Source organism: Streptomyces regalis (assembly GCF_001509475.1).
Classification (GTDB): Bacteria; Actinomycetota; Actinomycetes; order Streptomycetales; family Streptomycetaceae; genus Streptomyces; species Streptomyces regalis.
The window spans coordinates 1-2,094 of the sequence record NZ_LLZG01000179.1 but is presented as its reverse complement, the minus strand read 5'-3'; the positions used below and the strand labels follow the sequence as shown (position 1 = coordinate 2,094).

The window sequence follows — 2,094 nt, the reverse complement described above, 5'->3', positions numbered from 1 at the left end:
GGTACTGCAGGGGGGACCCTGTGGGAGAGTAGGACGCCGCCGAACAAATTTTGAGAAAGCCCCCGGCCGGGGATACCGGCACGGGGGCTTTCTGCGTTTCGGGTCCGATTAGGGTCTGGGTATGCGCTATGACCTCGTCATCTTTGACAACGACGGTGTGCTCGTCGACAGCGAGCCCATCTCCAACAGGCTCCTCGCCGGCTACCTCACCGAGCTCGGGCATCCGACCTCGTACGAGGACTCCGTGCACGACTACATGGGCGCCGCCATGCACCGCGTACACGATCTGGTGGAGGAGCGGACCGGGCGGCGGCTGCCGGAAGACTTCGACGACGTTTTTCATGGGCGGGTTTTTGCTGCCTTCGAGCGGGAGTTGGAGCCGGTGGCCGGGGCCGTCGGGGTGCTGGAGAAGTTGGCTGCGGATGGGGTGCCGTACTGTGTCGCGTCCTCCGGGAGTCATGAGCGGATTCGGGTGGGGCATCGGAAGACCGGGCTGGACCGGTGGTTCGATGACGGGCGGATCTTCAGTTCGCAGGATGTGGGGCGGGGGAAGCCGGCACCGGATCTGTTTCTGTATGCCGCCGAGCTGATGGAGGTTGCGCCGGCTCGGTGTGTGGTGATCGAGGACAGCCCGTTGGGGGTGCGGGCGGCTGTCGGGGCTGGGATGGACGTGTACGGGTTCACGGCGATGACGCCGGCCGAGAGGCTGGTGGGGGCCACTCAACTCTTCTCCGATATGGGGGAGTTGGCTGACCTGCTGGTCTGACATTTGTCATGCCGAGGTCCGGACGATCGTTTCTGCTGGCGTCCGGGGGCCCGCCGCGAAGCTGGGGGCATGAATGAGCACGCTCGCGCGTTGGGGTGGAGCAGTGTGGTGCCGGCCGGGCGGACCGCGTGGGGTGTGGTCAAGGACCGGGCGGTCAACGGGCTGGCCGTGCTGATCCTGTTCGTCAATGTGGTCGGGCTGCTGCTCAGTTTCGTCGCCGGGGATCCGCGGCTGATGCTCGTGAAGGACAGCGAGGTCAGCAGTGCGGTCGGGATCGGGATGCTGGTCTCCGTGGCGATGGGCAGGCCGATGATGACCGCCGGTATGAAGCCCTGGCTGGTGAAGGGCGACGAGACGCGGGAGGCCGCCTGGGCGCGGCTGCAGAACGGGTCCGAGGACTTCCGGCGGGCCGAGCGGGTGTTCTCCGTGGTGTGGGGTGTGGTGTGCTGCTCAGTGAGTGTGTGGTGCGGATCGTGGGGGTGTACACGCTGCCGGTGGACACGATGGTCTGGCTGGGCACCGTCATCGTGATCGTCGCCATGGTTCTCGGGTTCATCGTCAGCGGGGCCCCGGCGGCCGGGCCGATGGCGGCCATGCTCGCGCGGGAGGTGTGCGACAAGGGCACGGACCGCTCGGGCGCTGCCCCTGTTCCTGTGGCTGTGGGGGCCGTTGCCGAGTGAGGAAGGTAAAGCTGAGGAGAATTCATCTTTGGCTGGATCTACCCACCGGTACGCCGGGGCCCTACGCTCGCCGCCATGACTGATGTGCTGCGGCGCGGTAGGGCCTCGTTGGCGTTCAGCTTCTTCGCTCAGGGTGTCGCCTTCGCGCTGCTCGTGACCCGGATTCCGGCCATTCAGGACCGGTACGGGGTCTCCGACGCGCTACTGCCCGCCTTTCTCGCCGCCGTACCGATCCTGGCCGGAATCGGGAGTGTGACGACCGAGCGGCTGGTGAAGCGGATACCGCCGAGCCGGCTGCTGCGGTGGTCCCAGCCCGTCGTGCTCCTGGCACTGCTCGGCGTCGGGGCGGGGCAGCGGATGGTCGAACTGGGCATTGCGCTCGCGGTGTTCGGTCTGGCCGTGGGGGTGCTCGACGCCTCGATGAACATGCTCGGGGTGAGCCTGCAGCGGTCGTACGGGCGCAGCATCATGCTCAGTTTTCATGCGGTGTACAGCCTGGGCGGGATTGTGGGGGCCTCGCTGGCCTGGGTGGGGGCGCACTGGCATCTGGCGCTGGTTGTGTCGTATCTGCCCGTTGTTGTGGTGTTGCTGCCGGGCGCGATGGTGGGGAGTCGGTGGTACGTCGACGGGGGGTCCGTACGTGTGGAG

At 67.0% G+C, this 2,094-nt stretch carries 2 protein-coding genes and 1 pseudogene; all 3 read left to right on the top strand.

Features of this window, described 5'->3' with window-relative positions; all coding sequences use genetic code 11:
- Positions 1 to 121: 121 nt before the first annotated feature.
- Complete coding sequence (locus ADL12_RS21325) at positions 122 to 766, top strand: HAD family hydrolase (RefSeq protein WP_062704270.1); 645 nt, start codon at positions 122 to 124, stop codon at positions 764 to 766.
- An 87-nt stretch (positions 767 to 853) separates the two neighbouring features.
- A pseudogene (locus tag ADL12_RS21320) lies at positions 854 to 1,446 on the top strand (VC0807 family protein); the annotation flags it as partial.
- A gap of 75 nt (positions 1,447 to 1,521) precedes the next feature.
- On the top strand, positions 1,522 to 2,094 hold a 573-nt coding region (locus tag ADL12_RS21315), incomplete at its 3' end, for an MFS transporter (protein ID WP_167364419.1).

What these genes read in the sequence shown, in the direction of transcription:
- ADL12_RS21325 (WP_062704270.1), top strand. Translation starts at nt 122, where the DNA reads ATGCGCTATGACCTCGTCATCTTTGACAACGACGGTGTGCTCGTCGAC.